The sequence below is a fragment of the Hyphomonas sp. genome, assembly GCF_037969335.1.
Lineage (GTDB): Bacteria > Pseudomonadota > Alphaproteobacteria > Caulobacterales > Hyphomonadaceae > Hyphomonas.
The window spans coordinates 42,301-63,377 of the sequence record NZ_JBBKXE010000148.1 but is presented as its reverse complement, the minus strand read 5'-3'; the positions used below and the strand labels follow the sequence as shown (position 1 = coordinate 63,377).

Genomic DNA, 21,077 nt, shown 5'->3' with positions numbered 1-21,077 from the left:
CCGGGACGCCGGGGGAGCGGGCGCTGGCTGCGGAGCTTGCGGCGCTGGCCGGGGAGCGCGGGATTGGCGGCAATTCTGCCGACATTCGCGACCGGCTGGCACGCTTCCGGACCGACAGGTCTCCGCGTGCGCGGACCTTGCAGCAACAGGCAAAGGCATGGGGCAAGGGGGCTGCGCCACAGGGAGATGTTGCGCGCTTGCTATCGGAGGCCTGGCCGGACCAGATTGCGCGGGCCCGGCCCGGCAGCGCAGGTGTTTACCTGATGGCCTCTGGCCGGGCCGCCAGCCTGCCGGAGACGGACAGTCTCGCCAAATCCGAATGGCTGGTCGTGGCGGACCTGGGCGGGGCAAGCGGGCAGGCCCGGATCACGCTGGCCGCGCCGCTCAGCGAAGCGGACGCCCTGGCCTGGGGCGGCGTGACAATCGAAGAACGCGCGGACTTTGATCCGAAGACGGCGCGGTTTGCCGCCCGCCGTGTCAGGGCCATGGGCGCGATTATCCTGTCGGAAGCGCCCCTGCCGAAGCCGGCCCCGAAAGTGGCGGCAAAGGCGATGCTGGATGCCGTGATGGCGGAGGGCTTTGACGCCATTGGCGCAGGCCATGTCGTGGACGAGACGCTCGGGCGTGTCGGCGTGCTTGAGCGCGCCGGGCTGATGGAGCCGACAGGTATTACAAAAACCGGGCTGCGCGACAGCGCGGCAGACTGGCTGATGCCGCTGCTGAAGCGGCAGGGCGCGCGCGTGCCAAGCGACGGCAATGTGCGCGATGCGCTTGTCGATTCATTCGACTGGCAATTGCAGGATGCGTTGCGGCTATATGCACCCCGGTCGCTAACGCTGCCATCCGGACAGGCGGCATCGGTCGACTATGTCGATCCGCGTGCGCCGCTTGTCTCAGCGCGGGCGCAGGCCTTTTACGGGTTGGCGACCCATCCATCGATTGCTTCGGGCCGGGTGCCGGTGACGGTCGAGCTGCTGTCGCCGGGCATGAAACCAGCCGCCACGACACAGGACCTGCCGCGCTTCTGGGACAATGGCTATCGCGACATGGCGAAGGATATGCGCGGGCGATATCCCAAACATGACTGGCCGGAACAGCCTGCAATGGCGCGGGCCCATGAAGGCCGGACAAAGAAAAGACTCTAGGCGGGAACAAATCGGTCCATGGGGGATTGAACCAAGTTGCTGGAGGCTATCATGAAAATCGCTCTTTACCTGTTTGCGCCACTATTGCTGGCCGCGTGTGTGTCGCGCCCGGTTCCGCCGACCACGTCGGTTGCCGAAGACAGCATGGCTGTCGCGCCGGATTGTTCGGAAGAACGTTTCGCCATCTATTTCGAGGAAGGCATGAGCGCCCTGTCGGAGGAATCCGACGCTGTGGTCGATGCGGTGTCTGATTCCTATGCGCGCTGCGATCTCTACAAGATGGAGATCAGGGGGCACGCCGATGCCAGCGGAGACGCGGTGACGAACCAGGTCATTTCCGCGGCGCGGGCGGAAGCCGTGCTTGAGGCCCTGAAGACGCGCGGCGTGGATGCCGAGCGCGTGCACCTTGTTGCGTATGGCGAACAGGATGCGGTGACGGCCAGTGGCGCCGATGAGCCGCTCAACCGCAAGACCGAAGTGCGGCTCGTTCCGGAAAGCTGACCTAGTTGGGGCGGTCTGACCCCATGCCCCATTCGATGCCCATCGTCTTCTTCATCCAGTCGGAGAAGGTTGCAGGCTTTTCGAGCGATTTGGGGTCAAGCGTCCCATAGGAGACAAGTGGGCCGTCCTTGCCTTCAAGGCGGACACCTTTCAGGCGCTGCTCGTTGCCCGACCAGTTCGAATAGCTGACGCCGGGATCGATCAGCAACATGACCTGCTCGCCGCCGGAACCGTCAAGGTCGCGGCCGAATACCAGTCCGTAGACGTTTTCGCGGCCCCATAGGCCGTGGCTGGCGGCCTGGCGGGAGCCGTTGAGCAGGACTTCGTCCCAGAGCAGGTTCCGGCGCCATTGCAGCACGTGCATGCGGTCGCCCGACACGATCTTGATGTCGACATTATGTCGCGGCAGGCGGACGATTTCTGCGTGCATGGCGGAACTCCTTATTATCGAGAAACGATATATAAGGATGCTGGCCGGGTCAAGACCGATGACAGGTCAGAATGGACAGGCGCTTTCAAACCGGAGGCGTTCATTGCTGGTGGGATGGATCAGTTCGAGCCGTGTGGCGTGCAAATGCAGGCGGTACGCTGCTGCCAGGGCGTCGGCATGGGCATAGATATCATCGCCGAGGATCGGGTGGCCGATGGCGGCCAGATGCAGGCGCAGCTGGTGGGTGCGACCGGTCAGCGGGGTTAGCGCGAGCCGGACGCCGTGGTCGTGCATGCCAATGGTGTCGTATTCCGTCCGGCTTGGCTTTCCTGCGTCATGGTCGACTTTCTGGCGCGGACGGTTGGGCCAGTCCTGGCCGAGCGGCAGGTCGATCACGCCGGAAACAGGAGCGGGCGCACCCCAGACATTCGCGATATAGGACTTGGCGATCACGCCTTTCTCGAACTGGATCGCCAAACGGCGCTGGGCCTCTTTCGACCGCGCAAAGACCAGCAGGCCGCTGGTCGACATGTCGAGCCGGTGAATTGTCAGCGCCTCGGGATGGTCGGCCTGCACGCGCGTTATCGCGCAGTCGGCCTTTTCCGGTCCACGTCCGGGTACGGAAAGCAGTTCGGTCGGCTTGTCGATGACGATCATGTCGGGATCGGTATGGATATAGCAGACCTTACCTTGCGGCGGCGCGTAGGCGCTCACGCACCCAGCCCCGGCAGGCTGAGCCGGAACACCGTGCCGTCGGGACCGGTGCTGGCGAGCACAAGGTTGCCGCCCATGCCTTGCGCGAGTTCGCGGGCAATCACGAGGCCGAGGCCCGTGCCGCTGCTGCGCGAACTACCGGCAAAGGGCTTGAACAGGTTTTCACGGGCCGAGTTCGGCAGGCCGGGACCGGTATCGGCCAGGTCGAGGCCCTGAGGCGTCAGGGTTGCGATGATGCGTGATCCGCCCTCGGCTTGCGATGCCATGGCTTCGGCCGCGTTGCGGATGAGATTGCTGGTGATGCGGTGCAGGTGGTCCGGGTCGGCGTTCACTTGGACATTGGCGGGTACTCTGTTGTCCCAGTCGACGCCCGGATGGGTCGCGAGCGCTTCTGCGGCGGATTCGTCGAGTGCGGATTGGAGCGAGACCGGTTCCATCCGCGCGGCCTGCGGCGTCGCCTTGCCATAGTCGAGTGTTTGGGTCGCGAGGCTGATTGCCCGCTCAAGCGCGCGCTCGAGGCGCGGCGCGGCCTTCTGGACACGCGGGTCTTCCGAGCGCGCCAGCACATCGGAGACGAGCTGGGCAGAGGCGAGTGAATTGCGCAGGTCATGGTTGATCTTGGCCACCGCCGTGCCGAGCTCGGCAAGGTGGGCGCGGTTGCGGAAACTCGTCGCCACCGTGTCTTCCATGTCGGCGAGGGCGTTCTGGGCCCGGCCGATCTCGTCACGCCGGCTCGTCGGTGGCAGGCGCCGTGTCCAGGCGCCCGGATCGTCGCGGAATTGCTCGGCGCTTAGCGTGACCCGCCGCATCGGACGCACGACGAGGAAGTGCAGCATGACATAGATGATCGTGGCGGCGACAAAGGCGATCAGCAGGGAGAGTGCTGCGATCCGGCGGGCAAAGGCGAGCATGGCGGTCTTGAGGGGCGCCTGCGGCACGACGATTTCCATGACACGGCCCGGCGCCGACCCTTCGCCGTGGATGACCAGGATGCGGTCGTCAGGCGCAAAGAATGAACCCATCGCGGCAAACGAGCGGCTGACCATGGTCGATTCGCGCAGGTCGATCTCGTGCATCTGGCCGTTGATCGCCTGCTGTGCCGGCAGGAGCTGGACGCGCATGTCGTCCTCGATTTCCGTCACGGCGAGCACTTCGGCGCTCATCAGGAGTTCGTCGGAGAGATCGTTGGACACGCTGCGCGAGGGTGCTGCATCCAGCGCCAGGGCTGCTGTCCGGGCTGCCTGAACGCGTTCCTGGAGCCAGGCATTGCGAAAGCCCGATGCGCTCGGCACAAAGATCAGGCCTTCAACCAACAGGATCGAGGCGATTGTCAGCGCGAACAGGCGAAAGGACAGGCTTTCGAACCAGCGCGAGAGCGCAGGTGCGGGCAGGTCGCGTGCAAGGGCGGTCCGGGTCTCGTCACTCACCCGCGCTGAACTAGCTTACGGGATGCGCTGGAGCAAGCCGACAAGACGCCGGGCTGACTTGCCGGTGAGGGCTTCGGTGAAGTGGGCCGAGGCCGCGCGCTTCACGATTTCCGCCCGCGTCGGATAGGGCGAGATGAAATTGGTCAGGTCTTTCACCTTGAGCCCGTTCGACATCGCGACGCTGACGAGCTGCAAGATGTCACCGGCGCCTTCTCCGACAATCGATGCGCCGAGAATCGCGCCCTTGCGAATGACGAGCTTGGCTTCGCCGAGGGTCTTGCCTTCGGCAATCGCGCGGTCGTTTTCGTGGAACGGAAAGGAGGAGGTTGCGACATCGTCGCCATGCTTTTCACGCGCCTCGGCTTCGGTCAGGCCGACCTGGGCGACTTCCGGCGAGGTGTAGGTTACAGCTGGTATCGGCAGGCTATCGGCCTTGGTGCCCTGCTTGAAGAAGGCGCGGCGGGCAAAGACCGACGCATGCCAACCGGCGACATGGGTGAATTGTTCACGGCCAGCGGCATCGCCGAGGGCCCAGACGCGCGCATTGCTGCGCGAGCGGAGATTGTCGCCGACGATCAGGCTCTTGCGGTCGGAATCGACCTTGCCTGCTTCGAGGTCCAGCCCGTCCAGCATGGTGCGACGGCCCACGGCGACGAGCAGGTGGCTACCTTCGATCACCTTGGTATCGCCTTCGTGTTCGGCATGAACCTTGATGCGTCCGGCGTCGGACGAGACGCGCACGGCCTTGTGGCCTTCAAGAAGGGTCACGCCCTCGTCACGCAGGGCGCCAATGGCTACGGCGGCATGGGCCGGATCGGACTTGCCGAGCGCGCTGCCCATTTCGATGACGGTGGTTTTCGCACCGAGCCGGGTAAAGGCCTGCGCCATTTCCATGCCGATGGGGCCACCGCCGAGAATGACCAGGTGTTCCGGAAAGTCGGGCATCGAGAAAATAGTTTCATTGGTCAGGTAGGGGGCGTCTGCCAAACCTTCGATGGGTGGGATGAAGGCGGTCGAGCCGGTGGCAACGACAATGCGCCGGGCCCGTGTGCGGGTCGTGGCGGAGATGATCGTATCCGGATCGGCGAAGCTGGCCGCTTCGCGGATGACAGTGACACCGAGGCCTTCGAACCGTTCCTGGCTGTCGACGGGTGCAATCGTATCAATCGCGTGGCGGACATGCGCCTTTACGGCAGTCCAGTCAGTCGTCGGTGCGGCGACGTTCACGCCAAACTTGCCGGCATCGCGGGCCGATTGTGCGGCCTTCGCGGCGCTGAGCAGGGCCTTTGACGGCACGCAGCCATAATTGAGGCAATCGCCGCCCATTTCGTGCTTTTCGTAGAGCACGACCTTGAGGCCGAACATGGCCGCGCCTGCTGCGGCGGACAGGCCGCCGGAACCTGCGCCGATGACAACGAGGTCGGCCTTGTAATCGGTGATCGGGAGTTTCGTATCGTGCATCAGCTTGCACCTTCCAGCTTGGCAGCTTTTTTAGCGAAGAGCTTCTTGTATGCGACCGGCAGCAGCGACACCACGCCGAGAGCGGCGAAGGCCGGCACCATGTTTTTCGCGATACTGGCAATGTTCGGATCCTCGCCTGCGGCAAAGGTCGCGCCGAGGCCCGCGCCGATCCACGTATAGGCGAGCACGCCGGGAATGATGCCAAAGGCGGTGGTGATCGCATAGTCGCGATACTTCGCCCCAAGGATGGCCGGTGCGATATTGGCGACCGGGAACGGGACAATCGGCAGGAACCGCAGGGCGAACATGTAGGAGAAAGCATCCTCCTGGAAGCCGCGCTCCATCTTCTTGACAAAGGGTCCGGCCCGCTCGTGTAGCGCTGTGCCGACTGATGTGCGCGCGGCGAAGAACAGGAGGCTGGCACCGAGGGTCGCGCCGATGATCGTTGCCGGGGTCCCGCCGATCAGGCCAAACAGGAAGCCGCCGGCAATCGTGATCCAGAGTGCGCCCGGTACCATGAACAGGGTCGCGGCGGCATAGATGAGGATATAGGCGGCGACGGCCAAGAAAAGGTGTTCGCTGACGAAACCGCGCAAGGCGTCCTGCTGGGTGCGGAGCGTCTCGAGCGAGAGATAGTCGAACAGGCCGAGGGCCCATGCGGCGAAAATTCCGCCGGCGATGACGTAGAGCGGCCAGAGGCGAATCGCGAGCGGGGTTGGCTTGGGCGCCGGGGTATCATTCGGTGTCATTGAGGGACCAGTCATAATCATAGGAGCGGATCTTCGGATTGGCCTGGATCTGCTTGGCGAGGCCAGTATCGGCGTATTTCAGCAAATGGTCGATGACGGCTTGTTTCGAACCGCCGAAATCGGCGGCAAACCAGTCATAGATGGATGAGAGGACAAGGCCCCTGTCGGTCACACTCACGCCGCGCGAATTGTTGACATAGGCGCGGGCGGCGGCGTCGAGATCGGCATCCAGCGTCGCAGGCTCCCAGGCCTTGGCCATCAGGTTCGGGCAGCTGAGCGCGGCGCAATTGATGGCATAGTGAACCCGCGGATCATTGAATTTCGGTCGCAGGATCTTGTGCTCGATCGTGTCGAGAGAAACGTTCCGTCCACCGACGGCAACCGTGATATTTTTCCATGGCCCGCCGAAGAAATAGCCGTCCTTGATCGAGCCGAGCGGGTATTTTTCCACGATGTAGCGAACTGTCACGGCATTGTAGAGATTGGCCCACGCGGCGAATGCGGCGTCATTGGTGCCGGAGAGGTCCATGTCGGCGAACCTGGAAATATAGGCGTCAAGCGCGGCGCGATCGGCGGCATTGGCTTTCAGGGCGCCATAGTCGACCCGGTGAACGCCATCGTTTGATGTGTGGACGTATTTTGCCAGGAGGCGGGTCCATTGAGCGTGCTGGGCCTTGGCCATGCTTGCGTCTTCCGTGATGCCGGACGCTACATCCCTTGCCTGCGCAGGCAGGGCAAGCGGCATCGCCATCAGCGCAGCGGCGAGCAAGACTCTGGATAGCGGCATGGATGCGGGTCCTCGGTTGAAGACCTACACATAGCCTGTCAGCGCGATACATGCCCGTAACGCTTGTGGCAGGGGCGATCAAACGCCCGTGATCGGCGGCGTGAACCTAGATGCCGTCAAGCCGGCAGTCGCGCGCCTCCAGCACATCGCGCATCTCATGGAAGGCTCGCGGCGTGCGGATCAGCGGGATGCGCGGGTGCAGGTGGTGGACGATATGATACTGCATGCCCATCGACGCGATATTCCCCAAGGCGGCGCGGAAGCCCCGTGTATTGCGATAGCGGCCCTTCTCATCGGCGGGATGGTGCGGTGCCCAGCTGAGATAGTAGACAATGTAAGTCTGGCCGATATGGCGCGGCAGCCACCAGAGCAGCGCCGCCTCGATGGCAAAACCGCTCCACGCCAGCACGAACAGGATGACGTAGAAGACGAGCGTCGAGAGGACGGCTTCGAGCATCACGTCCTCGCGGCCGAGGCGCTGCAGGGCAGCCGCATAGGCATTCGGCCCGCCTTCCGAGCCGGGCTGGCGCTTCTGGATACTGTTCCAGATGGCCGCGAGCGGACCGGAGGCATGGGTGCCATAGTCAGGGTCGAGGTCCGGGTCGTTGGTGTGCTTATGGTGCTCGAGGTGGGTCAGGCGGGCGACCCGATAGGGCAGGACAAGCGGGATGGTCGAGACATGGCCAACCAGTTCGTTGAGCCAGCGCAGCCTGTCGCCGGGCCGGGCGATGATGTCGTGCTGGGCCTCGTGAGAGGGCAGGTAGCAGAGCATCACGTTCAGGGTGGCAATCGGGAACGCGATCCAGACAGACAGCGTGCCGGTGAGGACCAGCGGCCAGAGTGACAGCCAGACCGCGAGATTCACGAACGCCCACGTCACGGACAGCCACGGGAACTTGCCGATATGGCGCCGGGCGATCTCGCGCTCGCGGCGCATCAGGTCAGGCTCGGATGAGATTTGCGGCGCGTCAGTCATATCCAGCGCCCCCGATACTGGGCGACGCCGCCCCAGACGGCTGCCAGAATGAGGCCAGCCATCAGCGGCGTCAGGCCGTAGGGCAGGTCAATCCCGGCGCGGGTGATGATCTGCATTGTCAGAGGCGCAATGAAGCCGAATGCAAACACGAGCGCGCCGAAATTGAAGATGGTCTTGATGACAAATATCATGCCGTGTTCTCCAAGTGCGATTAAAAAGTGACACACGTGTCATCTTTTGTCGAGGGGTGCCCCAGGTTGACTGTCGCGTGGTCGACAAAAGATGACGCATGTGTCAACTTTGCTCCGGGAGGAATTTCATGACGCAAGAATTGCCGGGCCTCAGCGCCGACGAAATCGACCGGGTTTCACGCCCCCTGTCGGAGGCCGAAACCCTGCCGCCAGCGGCCTATATCCGGGGTGACGTCTTCGAACGGGAAACAGAGCGGATTTTCCGCAAGAGCTGGCTGCCGCTGGCGCGAGTCGACCAGGTGGCGACACCGGGTGACTTCCTGTCGATGGACCTGCTGGGCCAGCCCGTCATGATCGTGCATGGTCAGGACGGCGAGATCCGGGTCATGTCCCGTACCTGCCTGCACCGCGCGGCGCAGGTTGCCGAAGGCAGTGGCAACCGGAAACTGTTCACCTGCCCGTATCATTCCTGGAGCTATGACACGGCGGGCCAACTCATCCGCGCGCCCCTGATGGACGGCGCGGATAACTTCTCAGAACCAGATTGCCGGCTGCCGCAGGTGCGCACCGAAGTCTGGCAGGGATTCATCCTCGCCAATTTCGATCCCGATGCCGCGCCCTTCGCGCCGCAGGTCAAGACCTTCGAGACCTATTTCGAGAAGTTCAGGCTCCCGGACATGGCCGTCGTGCGGACGCTTGAATATGACAGCGACTGGAACTGGAAAGTCCTCGTCGAGAATTTCATGGAAGCCTACCACCATATCGGCGTCCACCCGGAAACCTTCGAGCCCGCCTATCATGCGCGCGATTCCCGCGTGCCCGACAATGACGGGCCCTGGTCCATCCTTCACATGCCAGCCGCCCATGATGAACTGCCCCCCGGCCTGCCGCCGGTTGAGGGCCTTGAGGACTGGCAGGCGCGCGACCTGTTCGCCAGCGCGCTTTACCCGCATTTCCTGCTGGGCATTCAGGGCAGCGTCGTGACCTGGTACCAGGTGTTTCCGGAATCGGCGGGCAGGATGAAGCTGAAAATCCACATCTGTGTCCCCGGCGCGTATGCCGCGTTCGAGGGATTCGATCAGATCGCCGACGAGATAAGCCACATGGTCGACGCGATCCATCAGGAGGATATCGGGGCGAATGACACGGTCTGGAAAGGGCTGAACGCCCCGATGACGCGTCAGGGCCGCCTGTCGCCGCTGGAAAAGGCGATCTGGCAATACAATCATTGGTGGCTGGAAAAGATGGCGCCCGAAGAGAAGGCCTGACCGATTGGTCCTATTTGCCGCCGCCGGTGGAATTCGCGTCGAGTTCCATCCAGTCCTGTGGCGGCAGGTTGTAGGCCATGTCCATGACTTCGAACTCAATGCCGACGGGCAGGCGCGAGCTTGAATTCCAGAGGGCCACGACGCCGGTATCGCGCTCCGGGTCGAACAGGATCAGTGACCGGTAGCCTTCAACGGCGCCGCGGTGGCCGACGACGCGGGTGCCAGCGTCGCCATATTTGTAGACGCGCCAGCCAAGGGCGTAGCGGGCATCGCGCATATGGCCCTTGTAGCGGCGTGAGAGGCCGGACTGCTCGCGGCTCGTATAGATGCGCGGGGTCTGCATCATCTCCAGCGCAGTATCGCTGAGCACGTCCGGCACGAGCCCCATCTGCGCGCGGGCATAGAGCGCGAGGTCGCGGATCGACCCGTTGACGCCGCCCGCTGCCGGTACGCGGTAATAGTCATCATTGACGGTCTTGGGACGGGGCGGGCCGGAATCCTTTTGCCGCTTGGTATAGGGCCGGGCCCAGGACGGCGAGGTTTCAAGACCGACCCGGCCAATACTGGCAGTCACCATGCCGAGCGGCTTGAACAGCGATTCATCAATGGCATCGGCATATTTTGACTGCGTCACCTGTTCGACGACTTCCGCCACCGTGTCGAAAGCGACGTTCTGGTAGGTGTGACATTCGCCGATTGCGCAGATCGGTTTGAGCTTGCGCAGGCTCTCGCGGATCTGGACCGGGTCGCGGCCATCCTCCAGCGTCGTGTCATAGGCGTTGGAGACGATGCCGAGCCGGTGGGAGAGAACGTCTTCCAGCGTTGCCCGCGTCTCGCCGCCGCCGGGCAGGCGGAGTGAGGTTTTGAATTTCGCCACCGTGTCAGAGAGGTTGAGCCGTGCCTCTCCGGCCAGGATGGCGATCTGGCTGGCGGCAACGCCCTTTGACAGGGAGGCCCAGCGGAACACGGTTTCGTCCGTGACGGGCGCGCCGCCGATGGCGGTGACGCCGTATCCCTTTGCAAAGCGGATTTCGCCGTCTTCGATCACCGCCACAGCGAGGCCGACCATCTCCTCTTCGGCGGCGAGCCGGGTCAGGCGCTGGTCGAGCCGGTCATAGTCGATGGTCTGGGCGAAGGTCGCCTGCAGCGCGGTCGCGGCGAGCAGGCAAAGCAGGGCAGGGCGCAGGAATCGCATGAATATCCTTCGAATCTGGCTGCCCGTCCCGGACGCAGATTGAGCAAGACTCTCCCGTCGTGTAAAGAGACAGCGGGCGGCGACGCGCGAGGCGGGGCCCATGCAACGGAAAAATATGTGGTTTGGCCGGGCCAGACTGTGCTTGCCCGCCTTGACCTTGGTGCCTGTGGCCTGTATTGGCCCCTCTTTCCGAGACACATCAGCCTTAGAGCAGAACCATGAAACGTACATTCCAGCCGAGCAACCTGCGCCGCAAGCGTACCCATGGATTCCGCCTTCGCATGGCGACCAAGAATGGCCGCAAGGTTCTGGCGCGCCGCCGGGCAAAAGGCCGCAAGGAACTGTCCGCTTAAGGCGAGACATGTTTCCCCCAGCCTGAAAGGCCGGGAGCTGCAGATGCCGCAAGACAATCAAGACAGTCCGATTGAGGTCGTTCGCCTGGCGAAGCGGCCTCAATTCCTTTTTGTCCGCAGCGGCAAGGCCGAACGGCGCAAATGCCTTGTGGTTCAGGCGAGGCAGCGCACGGGCGATGCCCCCGGCAGCCATGTCGGCGCGGGCTTCACGGCCACCAAGAAGGTTGGCAATGCGGTCGTTCGCAACCGGGCCAAGCGCCGGTTGCGGGAAGCCGCCCGCCTGTTGCTGCCCCGGCTGGGGCGCCCCGGAACTGACTATGTTTTCATCGCGCGGGACGTCACCGCTGACATTGCGTGGACGCGTTTGCTTGACGATATGGAAAGCGCGCTGATAAGCCTCGCCGCTGATTGACCGTGCCGCCTCGATTTGCGAGTTGGCGCCCAGAAACCTCCGGGACAAAATTCCATGGAAAAGCAAGACCAGCGCAATTTCCTGATCGCGATGGCGTTGATGGTTGCCTTCGTGTTCGGCTACCAGAAAGTCTTCATGGAGCCGGCGCAAAAACGCTTTGAGGCCCAGCAGGCTGTGATCACAGCCGATGAACAGACCGGCATGAGCGCGAGCGAGTTGAGCAATGTTCCGGCGATTGCGGCGACAAAGACAGTCGAAGAAGCGATTTCCGGGCCGGGCCGGGTCAAGTTTGATGGCGAATCCGTTGATGGGTCGATCCGCCTTGCCGGGTCGCGGATCGACGATCTCAGCCTGCGCAAACACTACCTGACCGTGGAAAAGACGCAGGAAATACGCCTGTTCCGCCCGGAAGCGAGTGAGTACGGATATTTCGCGACCTATTACTGGGCAGACGGCACGTCGCTGGTTGCGGGCCGGAATTCGCCTTGGGTCCAGGTCGGCCTGGGAAAGCTGACCTCGTCCTCGCCGATCAAGCTGCGGCTTGAAACGCCGGGCCTGACCATCGACCGGACGGTTTCAGTCGATGACAATTACATGTTCTCGTTCGAGGATACGCTGACAAATACCGGCGATACCGAGCGTTCGGTTCGCGCCATCGGCTCGGTTGAGCGCCATGGTGATTATAAGGGCTTCCTCGAAGCGACCGACCCCGGCTCGGCGACCGCCAGCGGCCTGGCCCATATGGGCCTGATGGGCGTCGTTGACGGCGAGTTGCGGATGAAGAAATACAAGCCGCTCCTGGCCCTCAAGAATATTGACGGGGAAACGGATGCAGGCACGTTCCCGTCGACCGAAGGCGGCTGGTGGGGCCTGACGGACAAATACTGGCTGGGCGCGCTGGTGCCGCAGCAGGACCGGCCGTTCAACGGGATCGTCAACAAGAAGTCGATTGCCACTGACGGCCCGCTGGAAGTGCGCACCGAGAGTGAGGCCTTCACCCTTGCGCCGGGCGCGAGCCAGACGACCCAGAACCGTATCTTCGCCGGCGCCAAGCGCTTCGAAGTGCTGCAGGACTACCAGAACATGGAAGGCATCCCGCGCATGGTCGATGCCATCGACTGGGGCTGGGCCTTCTTCCTGACCAAACCGTTCTTCTATGCCCTGGAATGGCTGTCCGGCGTGGTCGGCGGCTTTGGCTGGGCCATCCTCGCCTTCACGGTCCTGATCAAGCTGCCGCTCGTGCCGCTGTTCAACCAGAGCTACAAGTCGATGGCGAAGATGAAGAAACTGCAGGAACCGATGAAGGAGCTGAATGAGCGCTTTGCCGCCGATCCCCAGCGCAAGCAGCAGGAAATCATGAAGCTGTACAAGCAGGAAGGCGCCAACCCGGTTGGCGGCTGTGTCCCGATCCTGTTCACCATCCCGATCTTCTATGCGCTCTACAAGACGCTCTATGTGACGCTGGAAATGCGCCACACGCCGTTCCTGTTCCTGAAAGACCTCTCGGCACCGGACCCGACCGCGATCGGCAACCTGTTCGGCCTGCTGCCCTGGGCGGCGTCCGACATCAAGGCGATCCCGGTGATTGGTGTCGTGATCGGGATCGGCATCCTGCCGCTGCTCTATGGTGTCACGATGGCTGCCCTGCAGAGCCTCAGCCCGGCGCCGACGGATCCGACGCAGAAAATGGTGATCCGCGCGATGCCGATCGTATTCACGTTCGTGTTCGGCGGCTTTGCGGCCGGCCTCGTGATGTACTGGGTGTGGAGCAATATCCTGTCCTTCGCGCAGCAATATTTCATCATGCGCCGCAACGGGGTCGATACCGAACTCGGCAAGACGATCTCGCGCCTGCTCGGGCGTGAAAAAGAACCGGCGGACTGATCCATGGACACGCGCCCGGCGCCCAGTGAAGACCAGATTGAAACCGGGCGGCTCTTGTTCGCCGGCCCGGTCGACTTCGTCATGGGCGTGGTCGATCTCAAAGGCCTGCCGCCTGCCGACCGGACCGAGGTCTGCTTTGCCGGCCGGTCGAATGTCGGCAAGTCGAGCCTGATCAATGCGCTGACCAACCGCAACAAGCTGGCGCGGAGCTCGTCCGAACCTGGCCGCACGCGCGAACTCAACTATTTCGATGTCGGCCCCGGCCAGCTCTACCTCGTCGACCTGCCGGGCTTTGGCTATGCCAAGGTCAGCCGGACACAGGCCGATGCCTGGATGAAGCTGACGCGGTCCTACCTGCGCGGACGCCCGTCCCTGCGCCGTGTCTTCTTGCTGGTCGATGCGCGTCGCGGCCTGATGGATACGGACGAAGAGGTCATGGCCATGCTCGACGGCTCGGCGGTGACCTACCAGATCCTGCTGACCAAGGTCGACAAGCTGGCCAAGGGCGAGGTCGACTCGCTGCAGGCCGATATCGAGACCAAGCTGAAAAAGCACGGCGCGGCGCACCCGCTGACGATCGTGACCTCGGCTGAAAAAGGCTGGGGCATGCCCGAACTGCGCGCCGAAATCGCCGCGCTGCTTTAGGGCTGCACGTGCGGCGCCTGTGAGGGCGCTTGGGGTGTCTCGCGGATTTTTTGAGATCGACCTTCGGGTCAGGTGTCGGGAATGGGGCTGAACCGGACCAGCCCTGCGCTTGCGCTTGGGCCTGCTGCGGGGCAATCGCAATGCGATTGCTTATCCCTTCGCAGCCCCGGCGTTCGCCGGGGACACGGAGTTGGGGTATCTATCAGCGCCAGCCTCAGCCTTCCCGATACGGGTGCACGAAAAGTACACGGATGCGGCCCGGACAGATCATCCGAGAGTTGGATCACCACGACGCGCCCATTCCACATCACACCCCAGAGCATTTGCGAGCCGGGGCCGCCCGCCGCGCGGAACCATTTTCTCAAACGCTGGATGCGCCAGAAAACCAGCGGCCAGATCGGCAGCAGGTACCAGGGCAGGCCCGGCATGGGGGTGATGAGGCTGAACATCGCGGCGCATTATACACCGGGTGCGGGAGGAGGCGGATAAGTGGCGGCCTGTGCCCCCGAGCCGGACGGCGAGAAAGCCTCAATGATGTGATGTGCCGTCAGAATTCCGCGCGCAAAAACTGCATGAAGGCGTCTACCTTGTTGGGCACATATTTGCGTGAGGGATGAACCATCCAGGCTGCGGTATCGAACTCGGTTGCGGCGCACTCGAATTCGGGAAACAAATCTACCAGGTCTCCGGCCTGAAGCTCTGGCTGGCACAGCCAGTCGGGGAGCAATGTTGGCCCCAATCCTGACAATGCGCATTGCGTCATCGTCAATCCGTGAGACACCAGCAGCCGCCCTTGAACGGGGACGTCGAACTCGCGCCCGCCAGCGTCGCGGAAAAGCCAGTGCGTCCGGTATCCCGGCAACGGAAAAAGCACGCATTCGCGCTCGGACAATTCTTCAGGATGCATCATCCCGCCAGCGCGCTGGATGTAGGACGGGCTGGCACAGACCTTAAATGTTCGCGGCGCAAGCCTGGTCGCGCTGACATCCCCTCCGGGTTTGGGACCAAAACGGATTGCCAGATCGATTTGATCAGCCACCAGATCGATCTGGGAGTCGGTCAGAACCAATTCCAGCGAAAGTGCCGGATAGCGGTCCATGAATTTCTGAAGCAGGGGGGCAATCACGCGCTGGCCGAGCGATGTGCATGCCGTGATACGAAGCAGGCCTTGCGGCTCTGTCGCTACATCGCGCGCTTTCTGATGCGCATGATCGAGGTCTTCAATCAGGTTCCTGATTTGCCCAAAATAGGTCAGGCCTGCTTCGGTGGGGGCCAGTTTTCGCCGATTGCGTTGAAAGAGCCTGAAGCCCAGCTCTTCTTCAAGCCCGGAAATCGCGCGCGAGACAGACGAAGGATCGACATCGCGATAGCGCGCCGCGCTGGCGAAACTGCCAAGCTTCATGACATCGGAAAAGGTTCTGAGCGCCGCCAGTTGCATGATGCGCATTCTGCATCAAGGTGATGCGCTTCGCTAGGTTTATCTCAAACTCCGCACGATCCATATTCAGGCCTGCAATGCTAAGGACCAGACCGCATGTCACTTCAATTCTTCCAGGGTTACTTCTCTTCGCTTTCCGAGGTCATGGACGACGTGAAACGGAACGGGACATGGCCGACAACATTTGTTTCCCCGCCGTCTCCAGGGCTGGAGCCACATTGGCACTCCGAGGAGGTGCACGCCTATATCATGGAGGGCGAGACTGACTTTCTGGACGCCGTCTCGGGTGTTCGCACAAAGGTCAGCGCTGGCGATAAAGTGGTCGTGCCGGCCCGGACCCTGCATGCGGAAGGCCCGGTCAAGGACAAGGTCGTCTATGTCCTGGCCTTGCCCGAAGCGCTGGGAGCTGACGACTTCCTGAAGATGCGAGAGCCGAACGACCTGAAATAGGCGCGCCAGCTGCCGAGGCCGGGATATATGAGGTCTTGCCGGAACGCAGGCCGCAAAGGCGAGACGCTTCCTGTTACCTGCAATACGTTCCGGTTTTGACGTCACCCTGATTGGTGACCGTTCTGGTTTCAAACACGTAACATCCGTCCTCGTCAGCCGGGCTGTAGTTCATGTAATAATCTTGCCCTTGATAGCTGTATTCCATTGTTCGCCGGCCATCGTCATGCTCGGTGAAAACAAGGTTGTCCACGCCGCCACTCGGGGGGCGTCCGGGAGCGAGACCCGGTCCGCCTCCGGCGGGCTGGAGCGGCGCAACACGCGGCAAGTCACGGATATCCGCAACCTCGCCCATCAGGCATTGTACGATATAGGGTGCCGCCTCTGACGTATGGTAACGGTAGCCATACACACCGTCCGGTTGCCCGTTACAGATATCCAGATCACCAGGCTTGATCGCAGATCCATCCGGATTGTTGTCACCGAAGATCGGGAAACCATCAAATGCCCAGCCAATAATTGCCGCATCACCCGAGTTTTTCATTTCTGCAATCATGCAGGCGGGTTTGACATGGTAATGGTAATCATCGCCTCTCCCGGCATGGCCACCGCAAGCATCCAGCTGCTTGGTCTGCAGCGTGTCATGTTGCGCCTGATGATGCTGCAAATCAGCCTGAGTCATCTCGCCGCCGCCGGTATAATCAAAAATCGGCACGCCATTGACGGCAACAGCCAGCGCGGCATCGCGTGTGACGGGGCTGGTGCCAAGGACGGGGTTCAACGGGACGGGTGCAGCATAATCGGCCGGGACAGGCACTTGCTCATTGGTTCCGACAATGCCGGTCATTTTTTCATGATCGGGATAGGTGTCAGAGGCTATGAGCGCGCGCGCGCCATCACATGTGACGCTGACCTTGTCAGAGAAGCCCGCCTCAACCACCGAATTCCTGATCTGCTCACAGCGCATGTCCGGACGATCAGACAGGGACGCCTGATCATGCTGATCGGCTTGCAGCCCGTCGGACGCGCTGCAGGCAACCAAGAGTGTCGCTCCGGCTATCAGCGGAAATCCGTTGCGAAAAAGGGGGCTTGATTTCAAGGCTGGACGTTTCATGTTTTCCGTTTCCCGGGACATGGTCTGACAGGGGCTATTCAACAACGAAGCGGCACAAAAGCGTATTGTCCGTTTCCAGGTCCGGTCCCCAGATGATCTTGGCCGCGCTGTTCCAGTCGATACGGTCGTAGCCGTCCTTTGGACGCACGTCCGCTGCGCTGTGCACCGTTGCGTCCGGCCAGCTGGATGCATCAAAGCCCAGCGTGTTCCAGCCTTCGGGCTCAGGCAAGGTTTCAAAACCGCAAGCGCCTTCACCGGCAATCGGATTCTGCTCTTGCGCGCAGGATTTATCGAGCGGGGCGTGATGCGTGACCAGGCATTTCCAATTTGCGTCCGTCGCGGCCACCAGAGTCCCTGTTTCGTCAAAGACCTGAAGAATGACTCCGCCATCCCCCATTTGCTGCCGCGGTGTGCCAATATATTCCAGGCCGCTGTCATTGGCTTTGAAATCCTTGGCGATCAGTCCGAGTACGAAGGGGCGCTTAGCCGGGAACGTAAAGCTTTCCGCGTTGAATGACCGCTCTGTCGTGATTGGAACGCTGTCTTCTGCGACCTGCACGCCGTCCACACTCAGCGAAAACCAGTTATCGGCCCAAACATCTGCCGAGAATGAATGTGGTTGGTCTGCGCTCGTGCCCGTGGCGGCCTCATTCCGAGGGTCGGGCGCGGTGCATCCGGTGCCAATCACGAGGGCAATCAAACTGATGGCTCGTCTCATTGAATTTTCCTGTGCTTTCCTGTCCGCCATGATTTCAAACAGCATAGCGCTCGACGGAGCGTTTCGACAGAGGATAACCCGGGTAACTTTCTGGCCACGATGGCAATGCCTTGAATTTGAGCTGAAACGACCTGCGCTTGGGGATGACGTGCCTACATGGCCTCGTTCATGTCGCCGTGTGACGATGGGACGAGTTCGCGATAGGCGCGCCAGCTGGCGAGGCCGATGACGGGGAAGGTGACGACCAGGCCGAGGAAGCCGGTGGCGATGCCGAGCACGGTCAGGATCACGATCAGCACGGCCCAGACCAGCATGGGCAGGAAATTCTGCGCGATCGTGCGCACGCTGGTGATCGTTGCGATGAAGACATTCGTCTTCTCGTTCAGCAGCATCGGCGCGGAAATGACGACAAGGGAATAGGCCATGAAGGCGATCACGCCGCCAATGGCTGTGCCGACCATGACCATGGAGTGGCCGTCCGGATCGGTCAGCATGAAGTTGACGAACTCCGGCAGCGTCTTGTGGACCCGGTAGGTCGACAGGCCATAGACGATTTGCGACGCCTCGACCCAGAACGAGTAGACGAGGAACAGCGCGAGCCCGAGATACATGAGGTCTTGCCGGAAGGCAGAGCGCACGAACAGGATGTCGCCGAGACGCGGGCGCTCGCCCTGCTCCAGCATGCGGCCCGTCTTGTAGAGCCCCATGGCGAACATTGGCGCCACGAGCATGAAACCCGCCGCCAGCACGAACAGCCATTTCAGCGCGCCCGCAGAATAGAGCGCGACCGCGAGACTGAGGCTGAGTGCCACCATGATGGCGCCATAGACCAGGCACGGCCACAGGGCCTTGCGAAAGTCGGCCCAGCCGCCAGCGAGCCAGCCGAATGGCGCGGTCAGGCCAACCGTGTTGACGGCCGGCAGATGCGTTGTCGTTGGCTCCATGCGTCCCTCCCAGAACATTTTTCTTTTAAGCTTAGCAGTGTGAATGCCGAGCGGAAGTAAGGAAAGGTACGCATAGGGGGCGGATGGCACCGGCCGCCGGGACATGCCCTGCGACATTAATGCAAGTCATTCTCACCATACTTGCAAGCCATTCTCAATCGTGACATGAGCGCGCATGTAACTCATTCTCAATTACAAGGCTTGCTGTCTCATGCGTTTCCTAACTGCCGGTGCCCTGGCCTTGTCTGCCCTCACAGCTTCCCCTGCCCTGGCAGACGAGGGTGGCGGGGAGGTGGATGAAACCCGGGTGATGGACACGATTGCTGTCCATGGCACCTACCTTTCCAATGAGAAATTCAGTGGCACCAAGACGCAAACGCCGATTATCGACGTGCCGCAAAGCCTGTCCGTGGTGACGAGCGACCAGATTGCCGAGCAGGCGTTCACCGATCTTGGCGATGTTCTGCGTTATACGCCCGGCGCGTCGATTGGCCAGGGCGAAGGCCACCGTGACCAGATCACAATACGCGGTCAGAATTCGACGGCAGACTTTTTCATCGATGGCTTGCGTGATGATGTGCAGTACTTCCGACCACTGTATAATGTCGAGCAGGTCGAAATCCTGCGCGGATCAAATGCGATGATCTTCGGTCGCGGCGGCGGTGGCGGGGTTGTGAACCGCGCGACCAAGCGGCCTGATTTTGATGCCGATATTACCAGCCTGTCCCTCAGTGCCGATACGTTTGGAGAGATATCGGGTGCCATTGATTACAATACGGCGATAAGTGCGACCTCGGCCGTGCGGATCAATGCGTTCGCCGAATCTCTGAATAATCACCGCGATCAGTTCGGTGGCGACCGGTTTGCCATCAATCCGACATTTGTCACCCGGTTGAGCCCGGATACCAGCCTGCTCTTGTCCTATGAGTTCGTCGATGATGACCGGGTTGTCGACCGGGGTGTCCCGTCGGACGGATCGGGCGCACCGCTTGCGGGCTATGACACATTTTTCTTCGGCAGCGCGGACCGGAACCGGACGACCCTGCAGGCCAATATCGCCAAAGCGCGCCTGGATCACCGCTTTTCGGATTCGCTGTCGATCAATACGACGCTGCAATATGCCGACTATGACAAGATGTACCGGAACATCTATGCGGCGAGCTTCGACGCCGTGGCCAATACCGTCACCCTTGACGGGTACCAGGATGAAACGGCGCGCGAGAACCTGATCCTGCAGACGAACCTGGTCTCTGAATTTGCAACGGGCGGCCTTGCCCACACGCTGCTGATCGGGGCCGAATATGCCGACCAGCAATCGGCCAACGCGCGCAACGACAATGTGTTTTCCGACACCGATGATGATCAGACCACGATCGTATTCACCCGCCCGCTGGCCTTGCCTGCCATTGCGTTTTCGAATCCGGTTCGCAACCGCCGGTCCGACGTCGAGGTCCTGTCGCTCTATGCCCAGGACCAGGTCGATCTCGGTCAGCATTTCAAATTGATTGCCGGGGTTCGATTCGACCGGTTCGAAATCGACGTGAATGACATTCAAAACACCGCGCAGTTCAGCCGGACCGATGAGGAGATTTCGCCGCGTTTTGGCATCATCTACAAGCCGATGGAAAATGTGTCGGCCTATGCGAGCTACAGCAAATCCTTCCTGCCGCGATCAGGCGACCAGTTCCTGGAATTGAGTGATGCAAGTTCGCAGCTCGCGCCGGAGGAGTTCAATAACCAGGAGATTGGCATCAAGTGGGATATTCAATCCAGCTTCAGCCTGACGGCGGCCGTGTTCAAGCTTGACCGGGATACAACCGAACGTACGGCGGACGGTGAAGACAGCTTTGTCACGACGTCGGAAACACAAGGGTTTGAAATCCAGCTTGGCGGCCAGGCAACCGATCGCTGGCGTGTGGATATCGGGTATAGCTATCTCGATGCGGAGCTTGAAGACGGATCGACGGCCGGCCAGGTCCCGGCGAACATGTTCTCATTCTGGAACCGCTATGATGTGTCATCTCAACTCGGCATCGGTCTTGGCGTCACCTATCAGGACGAACAGTTCGCGTCCGCCAGCAATGCGGTCACGGCGCCCGATTTCACAAGGGTGGATGCCGGCATTTTCTATACGATGCGCAACGGCACGGTGCTGCAGCTGAATATCGAGAATCTGCTGGACGAGGCCTATTTCCCGGCCGCGCACAATGACAACAACATTTCCCCCGGTGCGCCGCTGAATGCGCGGTTTACCGTCAAAACCAGGTTTTGAGCCGGC

Annotated in this window: 22 protein-coding genes; 9 read left to right on the top strand and 13 right to left on the bottom strand. The window is 61.7% G+C overall.

Annotation, left to right across the window (positions count from 1 at the left end; all coding sequences use genetic code 11):
* Both AADA04_RS11440 and AADA04_RS11435 read left to right on the top strand, forming a co-directional pair.
* The coding region (locus AADA04_RS11440) for an ATP-dependent helicase C-terminal domain-containing protein (protein WP_340693398.1) at nt 1–1,145 on the top strand (1,145 nt) is incomplete at its 5' end.
* A gap of 51 nt (nt 1,146–1,196) precedes the next feature.
* Nucleotides 1,197–1,646: an OmpA family protein gene (locus AADA04_RS11435; protein WP_340693397.1), complete on the top strand. Its 450-nt coding sequence runs from the start codon at nt 1,197–1,199 to the stop codon at nt 1,644–1,646.
* A gap of 1 nt (nt 1,647) precedes the next feature.
* Here the strand turns inward: AADA04_RS11435 and AADA04_RS11430 are convergent, their stop codons facing one another.
* The 8 genes from AADA04_RS11430 to AADA04_RS11395 all read right to left on the bottom strand — a co-directional run bounded on the left by AADA04_RS11430 (nt 1,648) and on the right by AADA04_RS11395 (nt 8,381).
* The gene (locus AADA04_RS11430) at nt 1,648–2,076 is read right to left on the bottom strand and encodes a hypothetical protein (RefSeq protein WP_340693396.1); all 429 of its coding nucleotides are present in this window, start codon (nt 2,074–2,076) and stop codon (nt 1,648–1,650) included.
* Nucleotides 2,077–2,142: 66 nt separating this feature from the next.
* Nucleotides 2,143–2,790, bottom strand: a complete 648-nt coding sequence (locus tag AADA04_RS11425) for a pseudouridine synthase (protein ID WP_340693395.1) — start codon at nt 2,788–2,790, stop codon at nt 2,143–2,145.
* Nucleotides 2,787–4,217: a HAMP domain-containing sensor histidine kinase gene (locus AADA04_RS11420; RefSeq protein WP_340693394.1), complete on the bottom strand. Its 1,431-nt coding sequence runs from the start codon at nt 4,215–4,217 to the stop codon at nt 2,787–2,789. The genes AADA04_RS11425 and AADA04_RS11420 overlap by 4 nt, the downstream gene beginning before the upstream one ends.
* A gap of 15 nt (nt 4,218–4,232) precedes the next feature.
* Entirely contained in the window at nt 4,233–5,678 is a 1,446-nt protein-coding gene (locus AADA04_RS11415; RefSeq protein WP_340693393.1) for an FAD-dependent oxidoreductase, read from the bottom strand.
* Complete coding sequence (locus AADA04_RS11410; RefSeq protein ID WP_340693392.1) at nt 5,678–6,427, bottom strand: VTT domain-containing protein; 750 nt, start codon at nt 6,425–6,427, stop codon at nt 5,678–5,680. The genes AADA04_RS11415 and AADA04_RS11410 overlap by 1 nt, the downstream gene beginning before the upstream one ends.
* Nucleotides 6,414–7,214 carry a DUF547 domain-containing protein gene (locus AADA04_RS11405; protein ID WP_340693391.1) on the bottom strand — a complete coding sequence of 267 codons (801 nt, stop codon included), beginning with the start codon at nt 7,212–7,214 and terminating at the stop codon, nt 6,414–6,416. Before AADA04_RS11405 ends, AADA04_RS11410 begins: the two co-directional genes overlap by 14 nt.
* Before the next feature lie 106 nt (nt 7,215–7,320).
* The gene (locus AADA04_RS11400) at nt 7,321–8,190 is read right to left on the bottom strand and encodes a fatty acid desaturase (protein ID WP_340693390.1); all 870 of its coding nucleotides are present in this window, start codon (nt 8,188–8,190) and stop codon (nt 7,321–7,323) included.
* Complete coding sequence (locus tag AADA04_RS11395) at nt 8,187–8,381, bottom strand: hypothetical protein (RefSeq protein WP_340693389.1); 195 nt, start codon at nt 8,379–8,381, stop codon at nt 8,187–8,189. The genes AADA04_RS11400 and AADA04_RS11395 overlap by 4 nt, the downstream gene beginning before the upstream one ends.
* Before the next feature lie 128 nt (nt 8,382–8,509).
* On the opposite strand from AADA04_RS11395, the gene AADA04_RS11390 reads away from it, so the two are divergent.
* Nucleotides 8,510–9,649, top strand: coding sequence for an aromatic ring-hydroxylating dioxygenase subunit alpha (locus AADA04_RS11390; RefSeq protein ID WP_340693388.1), 1,140 nt, complete (start codon nt 8,510–8,512; stop codon nt 9,647–9,649).
* Nucleotides 9,650–9,659: 10 nt separating this feature from the next.
* On the opposite strand, the gene AADA04_RS11385 is transcribed toward AADA04_RS11390, so the two are convergent.
* A complete protein-coding gene (locus tag AADA04_RS11385; protein WP_340693387.1) occupies nt 9,660–10,844 on the bottom strand; it encodes a serine hydrolase domain-containing protein in 1,185 nt (394 codons plus the stop codon).
* 218 nt (nt 10,845–11,062) lie between these two features.
* On the opposite strand from AADA04_RS11385, the gene rpmH reads away from it, so the two are divergent.
* The 4 genes from rpmH to yihA are packed head-to-tail and all read left to right on the top strand — an operon-like array spanning nt 11,063 to nt 14,138.
* Nucleotides 11,063–11,197: a 50S ribosomal protein L34 gene (gene rpmH, locus AADA04_RS11380; RefSeq protein ID WP_034738102.1), complete on the top strand. Its 135-nt coding sequence runs from the start codon at nt 11,063–11,065 to the stop codon at nt 11,195–11,197.
* Nucleotides 11,198–11,240: 43 nt separating this feature from the next.
* On the top strand, nt 11,241–11,609 hold the full coding sequence (rnpA, locus tag AADA04_RS11375; protein ID WP_340693386.1) for a ribonuclease P protein component: 369 nt from the start codon (nt 11,241–11,243) through the stop codon (nt 11,607–11,609).
* A 54-nt stretch (nt 11,610–11,663) separates the two neighbouring features.
* A complete protein-coding gene (yidC, locus tag AADA04_RS11370; RefSeq protein WP_340693385.1) occupies nt 11,664–13,493 on the top strand; it encodes a membrane protein insertase YidC in 1,830 nt (609 codons plus the stop codon).
* A 3-nt stretch (nt 13,494–13,496) separates the two neighbouring features.
* Nucleotides 13,497–14,138 (top strand): ribosome biogenesis GTP-binding protein YihA/YsxC, encoded by a 642-nt coding sequence (gene yihA / locus AADA04_RS11365; protein ID WP_340693384.1) that lies wholly within the window; start codon nt 13,497–13,499, stop codon nt 14,136–14,138.
* Nucleotides 14,139–14,685: 547 nt separating this feature from the next.
* On the opposite strand, the gene AADA04_RS11360 is transcribed toward yihA, so the two are convergent.
* On the bottom strand, nt 14,686–15,576 hold the full coding sequence (locus AADA04_RS11360; protein WP_340693383.1) for a LysR family transcriptional regulator: 891 nt from the start codon (nt 15,574–15,576) through the stop codon (nt 14,686–14,688).
* A 96-nt stretch (nt 15,577–15,672) separates the two neighbouring features.
* On the opposite strand from AADA04_RS11360, the gene AADA04_RS11355 reads away from it, so the two are divergent.
* Entirely contained in the window at nt 15,673–16,026 is a 354-nt protein-coding gene (locus AADA04_RS11355) for a cupin domain-containing protein (RefSeq protein ID WP_340693382.1), read from the top strand.
* A 73-nt stretch (nt 16,027–16,099) separates the two neighbouring features.
* Here AADA04_RS11355 and AADA04_RS11350 read toward each other — a convergent pair whose 3' ends face one another.
* The 3 genes from AADA04_RS11350 to AADA04_RS11340 form a co-directional block, all read right to left on the bottom strand.
* On the bottom strand, nt 16,100–17,137 hold the full coding sequence (locus AADA04_RS11350) for a YHYH protein (RefSeq protein WP_340693381.1): 1,038 nt from the start codon (nt 17,135–17,137) through the stop codon (nt 16,100–16,102).
* A gap of 34 nt (nt 17,138–17,171) precedes the next feature.
* A complete protein-coding gene (locus AADA04_RS11345) occupies nt 17,172–17,855 on the bottom strand; it encodes a hypothetical protein (protein WP_340693380.1) in 684 nt (227 codons plus the stop codon).
* Between the two features lie 152 nt (nt 17,856–18,007).
* On the bottom strand, nt 18,008–18,799 hold the full coding sequence (locus AADA04_RS11340; RefSeq protein ID WP_340693379.1) for a DUF2189 domain-containing protein: 792 nt from the start codon (nt 18,797–18,799) through the stop codon (nt 18,008–18,010).
* Nucleotides 18,800–19,010: 211 nt separating this feature from the next.
* Here AADA04_RS11340 and AADA04_RS11335 point away from each other — a divergent pair, with 211 nt between their 5' ends.
* Entirely contained in the window at nt 19,011–21,071 is a 2,061-nt protein-coding gene (locus tag AADA04_RS11335) for a TonB-dependent siderophore receptor (protein WP_340693378.1), read from the top strand.
* Nucleotides 21,072–21,077: the final 6 nt, after the last annotated feature.

Excerpts from the sequence above, each read along its gene's own strand:
- AADA04_RS11400 (WP_340693390.1), bottom strand. The coding sequence starts at position 8,190 with ATGACTGACGCGCCGCAAATCTCATCCGAGCCTGACCTGATGCGCCGC.
- AADA04_RS11350 (WP_340693381.1), bottom strand. The coding sequence starts at position 17,137 with ATGAAACGTCCAGCCTTGAAATCAAGCCCCCTTTTTCGCAACGGATTT.
- AADA04_RS11355 (WP_340693382.1), top strand. The coding sequence starts at position 15,673 with ATGTCACTTCAATTCTTCCAGGGTTACTTCTCTTCGCTTTCCGAGGTC.
- AADA04_RS11340 (WP_340693379.1), bottom strand. The coding sequence starts at position 18,799 with ATGGAGCCAACGACAACGCATCTGCCGGCCGTCAACACGGTTGGCCTG.
- AADA04_RS11415 (WP_340693393.1), bottom strand. The coding sequence starts at position 5,678 with ATGCACGATACGAAACTCCCGATCACCGATTACAAGGCCGACCTCGTT.
- AADA04_RS11435 (WP_340693397.1), top strand. The coding sequence starts at position 1,197 with ATGAAAATCGCTCTTTACCTGTTTGCGCCACTATTGCTGGCCGCGTGT.
- AADA04_RS11430 (WP_340693396.1), bottom strand. The coding sequence starts at position 2,076 with ATGCACGCAGAAATCGTCCGCCTGCCGCGACATAATGTCGACATCAAG.
- AADA04_RS11390 (WP_340693388.1), top strand. The coding sequence starts at position 8,510 with ATGACGCAAGAATTGCCGGGCCTCAGCGCCGACGAAATCGACCGGGTT.
- AADA04_RS11345 (WP_340693380.1), bottom strand. The coding sequence starts at position 17,855 with ATGAGACGAGCCATCAGTTTGATTGCCCTCGTGATTGGCACCGGATGC.
- AADA04_RS11385 (WP_340693387.1), bottom strand. The coding sequence starts at position 10,844 with ATGCGATTCCTGCGCCCTGCCCTGCTTTGCCTGCTCGCCGCGACCGCG.
- rpmH (WP_034738102.1), top strand. The coding sequence starts at position 11,063 with ATGAAACGTACATTCCAGCCGAGCAACCTGCGCCGCAAGCGTACCCAT.
- yidC (WP_340693385.1), top strand. The coding sequence starts at position 11,664 with ATGGAAAAGCAAGACCAGCGCAATTTCCTGATCGCGATGGCGTTGATG.
- AADA04_RS11395 (WP_340693389.1), bottom strand. The coding sequence starts at position 8,381 with ATGATATTTGTCATCAAGACCATCTTCAATTTCGGCGCGCTCGTGTTT.
- AADA04_RS11405 (WP_340693391.1), bottom strand. The coding sequence starts at position 7,214 with ATGCCGCTATCCAGAGTCTTGCTCGCCGCTGCGCTGATGGCGATGCCG.
- rnpA (WP_340693386.1), top strand. The coding sequence starts at position 11,241 with ATGCCGCAAGACAATCAAGACAGTCCGATTGAGGTCGTTCGCCTGGCG.
- yihA (WP_340693384.1), top strand. The coding sequence starts at position 13,497 with ATGGACACGCGCCCGGCGCCCAGTGAAGACCAGATTGAAACCGGGCGG.
- AADA04_RS11335 (WP_340693378.1), top strand. The coding sequence starts at position 19,011 with ATGCGTTTCCTAACTGCCGGTGCCCTGGCCTTGTCTGCCCTCACAGCT.
- AADA04_RS11410 (WP_340693392.1), bottom strand. The coding sequence starts at position 6,427 with ATGACACCGAATGATACCCCGGCGCCCAAGCCAACCCCGCTCGCGATT.
- AADA04_RS11360 (WP_340693383.1), bottom strand. The coding sequence starts at position 15,576 with ATGCAACTGGCGGCGCTCAGAACCTTTTCCGATGTCATGAAGCTTGGC.